Raw genomic sequence first — 5,038 nt, 5'->3', positions numbered from 1 at the left:
TAACGGTAACCAGAACAGTGAACGTAGTCGATACTGGCCTGCCAGTAATCACCTTATTGGGAATCGACCCAGTGACGATAGAAGTAGGAGGCACCTATACCGATGCAGGCGCAACAGCCACAGATAACTATGATGGAGACCTTACTTCCAGTATTGTAGTTAGTGGAAGTGTAGATGTTAATACGTTAGGCGTTTACACCTTGAGTTATGATGTTACAGACTCTAGTAGCAATGCAGCTGTAACAGTAACCAGAACAGTGAACGTAGTCGATAACTTATCAGTTAATGATGTTAGTTCAATTGAATTAATTGTGTATCCAAACCCTACATCATCTAATTGGAATCTTAAGTCAAATATTTCAATAAGTTCTATTCAAATATTTGATTTTCTTGGGAGACAAGTATATTCTATGTGCACTAATCAAGCCGAGGTTTTTATTTCTACAGAAGATATACCCAGTGGTTCATATTTTCTAATAGTCAATCGGAGAGCGCATTTTAATGTAGTAAAATATTAAGAATGCGGCGCACAATTATTTTGAAGTGATTATGTGAAAAAGTTCAGTTTTACAGCATGAACTATGTTAGTAAAATAAAATAGTGCCGTTACAGAGCTTAAGCAGCCATACAAAAGGTTTTGAATGTAAAAGTATAATCTAGCTAATTAATTAAAAATGACAACAAGAGAAAAAATATTAGAATTAGTAGCGGATATGGAGCAAACAGATAATCAACTCACAGATAAATTATTGAGTTTATATAGTGTTAGCAAACGTTTTAATCTACCTAACTTTTTTATGGGAGTTATAGTTGGCTTAATACTTGGATTGGTATTGTTATACTTTGCTTTTTAAATGTTTGCTAACGTAGTTTTTATAATTCAATATTTGATGCTTTCTTATCATTTGTACTATTTTTAATCTTACTATTCTTCTTTGTACAAATCCAAATTCTGATTTAATATTCATGAACTTATATGCTCAAATGGCTTTAAATCTATGATCAGTTGGTTAGAGAAATTTTTCTGAGCGCGCTACTAAGCAAAAACTGATTCAGAAATGAGTCGGTTTTTTCATGCAGTTGTTTTGATTATGTAATCAAGGAGCTAAACCGTGGCTATCTTCTAGTAAAACTTCACAGAAATGTGAACTATTTTTTCTTTTTGTATAACCTACCTTTGTAGTCCAAAATAATCAAATGGATATAACCATCACAGAATTTATAGGATATGCAGCAAGCGCTGTATTACTTTTCTCTTTTACACGCAAGGACTTAAAAAAGTTGCGCTGGTTCAACTCGCTAGGTTGTCTGCTTTTTGTGGGTTATGGTTTCCTGCTGGATAGTATTCCTGTAATGATTACAAATCTTGCCATTATTGCTATAAATGCATATTACCTATTTTTTCAAAGGCAAGATGACGTTGAGAATCATTTAGATTCTTAATGATGTGCTCTAGTTTTTTATACCCATTCATCATTTTAAAAACAAATTGGTATGATGCAAGTGAGTGTGATTTTAATAACACTCCTTAGATGGAGTATATGGATGTAGTAATCCATCAATAATGACCTTATATATTAAGATGTCTCGCCTGTTTAGGTGAGGCATTTTTATTTAATACCAAATTGAATTTATGAAGCCTCAATAAATAGGTTCTTTTTCGCTTACTTTTCACTTGAAATTATTTCCGTAGCTACGGCTATGCAAAGATTTTCAGCTTCAATTAAGCAAAAAATAATTCAATTTATTTTAATGACATTATAAACACAAATGGGTATAAACCAGAAATAATTCGTTTAAAACGAACTATAATTTTGCTAAATTGATATATTTATGCTAAATTATTATAGTTATGAGAATTTGTCCTAGTTGTTCATCTGAAAATCAGATTAAAAGCGGTGTAGTAAATGGACGCCAGCGGTATAAGTGTAAGGATTGTAATTACTATTTTACCGTAGATAAAATGGGTAAAAAGATAGATGATTACTATGTAAATAAAGCTTTGCAACTTTATTTAGAAGGGTTGACTTATAGAGAGATAGAACGTATTTTAGGGATATCGCATGTAAGTATTCTCAATTGGGTAAAAAAGTACAACATTAAAAGGCCGAGCAATACAAAATACCATCCTACCTATAAGATTTTAAATGCCACAGAGCTAGGTGAGTACTTTTCAAATTCTCAAAATATTAAAGGAGCAGGAGCCGTAGTTACGGAGCTAGGTGATAAGTTTATGTTGATTCAGTGGGAGCGATTTAAGGATTAAAACTATATATATTACCACTTAACTATATTAAATTTTTATTAACATAAGTTTTTGTTGAGGTTAGCAGTGCGTTTGAGGGATATTCTCTCGACATTTAACCAACCTTAATTACAAGATCTTATGAAAATCAAGTATTCCTTTTTACTTTCATTTTTCTTCCTAGCCACTAGTTTAGGATTTTCCCAAGGCTCTACAGAGTACACCGGTGGAATGAAGGTAAAACTTAATGAAGACGGCTCTAAATACTTCCGTATTATATCGTGGGCACAGTTCTGGGCACAACATTCAGATAATGAAACGCTTAATAGTTTCGGTAATGAAGAAAGCGATTTAAACTTTTCCATGCGTAGGGCTCGTGTGTTAATGTATGCTCAAGTCAGTAAGAAATTTTTAATTCTTACCCATTTTGGACTTAATAGTCAAAATGCTGGTAATATGAGTCCTACTGGTCAGAGCTCGCAATCACAATTGTTCTTTCACGATGTCTGGGGACAGTGGGCATTTAATGATAACCATGCTGTAGGTGGTGGTTTACACTACTGGAATGGTATTTCTAGAGCAAATAACCAGAGTACACTTAACATGCTTACACTAGATAATAACCGCCAGAGTTGGGCAACAATAGGTCTTAGTGACCAGTTTGCACGTCATATGGGTGTTTATTTTAAAGGAAAGTTTGATCGATTACAGTATAGAGTTGCTATTAATGAAGCCTTAAATAATGGACTAGACTTAAATGGTGTGCCAGCAGTAGAGGATGCGACCTATAACGGTCGAGCTGTTTTAGGCGGTGCAGATGCAGGTAAGAATTACGCAGGTTATTTTGACTATCATTTCTTAGATCAAGAAAGTAACTTTTTACCATATAAAGTAGGTTCTTATCTAGGAGGAAAAAAAGTATTCAATGTAGGAGCAGGTTTTTTCTATCATCCTAATGGTTCTGTATCTCTTAATAACTCAGGAGAATTTCAAGGAGAAGATGTGGCCATATTTTCTGTAGACGCATTTTATGATGCGCCTATGGGTGAAAACGGAAGTGCCATTACTGCTTATGCACAATTCCAAAGCAATGACTATGGAACTAATTTTACCCTAGGACAGACCTATGAAACAGGCTCTATGTTCTATACACATGTAGGTTATTTGTTACCTGGGCAGTCAGATAAAATGATTAAAATCCAGCCTTATGTTTCTTATAACAATCGCAGTATTGATGCGATAGATGATAACGCGAGTCGCTTAGGGATAGGTGGAAACCTTTACTTCAGTGGTCATCATTCTAAATTATCATTGGAATATTCTAACCAAAAATATGGCAACCTAGACGCAGTAGGGACTGTGACTGTTCAAGCCATGATTTACCTATAAACCTAAAAACAATTAATTATGTCAAATAAAAAATCTAATGCTACAGCCTACTGGAAAGAGAATATAAAATACCTCTTCATTTTACTGGGTATCTGGTTTGTCGTTTCATACGGTGCTGGAATTTTATTTAAAGATGCACTGGACGAGTTCCGTCTGGGTGGTTTCAAACTAGGTTTCTGGTTTGCACAACAAGGCTCTATTTACGTGTTTGTAGTACTCATTTTTGTCTACGTACGTATCATGAATAAGCTGGATAAAAAGTACGGCTACGACGAGAAATAAAGTAACCTTAAACTTAAAAATAAATTTAAACATAAGCAGTACGCTTTGTGTTGTTACGCTTTCGCGAAAGAGTAATCAAAACAACTCAATACTTAATAACTAACCAACTGTGTGTAACAGCATAGTGAACTAAAAAGAATAATTATGGATGTTCAAATGTGGACTTATATACTCGTAGGAGTAACCTTTGCCCTTTATATAGGGATTGCGATATGGAGCCGTGCGGGTTCTACTAAAGAATTTTATGTAGCCGGTGGTGGCGTTTCTCCACTAGCAAATGGTATGGCAACTGCTGCTGACTGGATGAGTGCGGCGTCATTTATCTCTATGGCGGGAATCATAGCTTTTGCGGGATATGATGGATCTGTTTATCTTATGGGATGGACTGGAGGATATGTGTTACTTGCCTTATTACTAGCGCCGTACTTAAGAAAGTTTGGAAAATTTACGGTACCTGATTTCATAGGTGATCGTTATTATTCAAAAACAGCACGACTGGTAGCTGTATTCTGTGCCTTACTGGTTTCATTTACTTATGTAGCTGGTCAGATGCGTGGTGTAGGACTGGTTTTTTCTAGATTCCTAGAAGTAGAAATTGATACTGGTGTTATTATAGGAATGATCATCGTTTTATTCTATGCCGTGCTCGGTGGAATGAAAGGTATCACCTATACTCAAGTTGCACAATATTGTGTTTTGATTTTTGCCTTTACGGTTCCTGCTATTTTTATCTCGATTCAAATGACGGGTAATCCTATTCCACAATTAGGAATGGGAAGCACACTGGCTGATGGTTCAGGAACTTATTTACTGGATAAATTAGATGGTTTGAGTACAGACCTTGGTTTTGCCGCTTATACAGATGGTTCTAAATCTATGATTGATGTATTTGCCATTACACTAGCCTTGATGGTAGGAACCGCTGGTTTACCTCACGTAATTGTACGTTTCTTTACGGTAAAAAGAGTGAAAGATGCTCGTAAAAGTGCTGGATGGGCTTTATTATTAATTGCTATTTTATATACCATGGCACCAGCCGTATCTGTATTTGCTAAAACTAATATGATCGACAGTGTAGTAGGTAAATCTTATGCAGATCAACCAGAATGGTTAAAGAACTAT

At 35.1% G+C, this 5,038-nt stretch carries 7 protein-coding genes; all 7 read left to right on the top strand.

Features of this window, described 5'->3' with window-relative positions; translation table 11 throughout:
* Window positions 1-518 (top strand): immunoglobulin-like domain-containing protein (locus tag ACTF48_RS10800; protein WP_438963170.1); only part of this gene is annotated, 518 nt, incomplete at its 5' end.
* Between the two features lie 156 nt (window positions 519-674).
* The gene (locus ACTF48_RS10795; protein WP_438963169.1) at window positions 675-854 is read left to right on the top strand and encodes a hypothetical protein; all 180 of its coding nucleotides are present in this window, start codon (window positions 675-677) and stop codon (window positions 852-854) included.
* Window positions 855-1,197: 343 nt separating this feature from the next.
* Entirely contained in the window at window positions 1,198-1,443 is a 246-nt protein-coding gene (locus tag ACTF48_RS10790) for a uroporphyrinogen decarboxylase (RefSeq protein ID WP_438963168.1), read from the top strand.
* A gap of 409 nt (window positions 1,444-1,852) precedes the next feature.
* Complete coding sequence (locus ACTF48_RS10785; RefSeq protein ID WP_438963167.1) at window positions 1,853-2,266, top strand: IS1/IS1595 family N-terminal zinc-binding domain-containing protein; 414 nt, start codon at window positions 1,853-1,855, stop codon at window positions 2,264-2,266.
* Window positions 2,267-2,386: 120 nt separating this feature from the next.
* Window positions 2,387-3,634 carry a hypothetical protein gene (locus ACTF48_RS10780; protein ID WP_438963166.1) on the top strand — a complete coding sequence of 416 codons (1,248 nt, stop codon included), beginning with the start codon at window positions 2,387-2,389 and terminating at the stop codon, window positions 3,632-3,634.
* Window positions 3,635-3,652: 18 nt separating this feature from the next.
* Window positions 3,653-3,916, top strand: coding sequence for a DUF4212 domain-containing protein (locus ACTF48_RS10775; RefSeq protein WP_438963165.1), 264 nt, complete (start codon window positions 3,653-3,655; stop codon window positions 3,914-3,916).
* 144 nt (window positions 3,917-4,060) lie between these two features.
* The coding region (locus tag ACTF48_RS10770) for a VC_2705 family sodium/solute symporter (protein ID WP_438963164.1) at window positions 4,061-5,038 on the top strand (978 nt) is incomplete at its 3' end.

Origin of the sequence: Nonlabens sp. (assembly GCF_965660805.1) — a bacterium.
GTDB lineage: Bacteria > Bacteroidota > Bacteroidia > Flavobacteriales > Flavobacteriaceae > Nonlabens.
The sequence above is the reverse complement of the archived record's forward strand: the minus strand, read 5'-3'. Positions and strand labels throughout refer to the sequence as shown.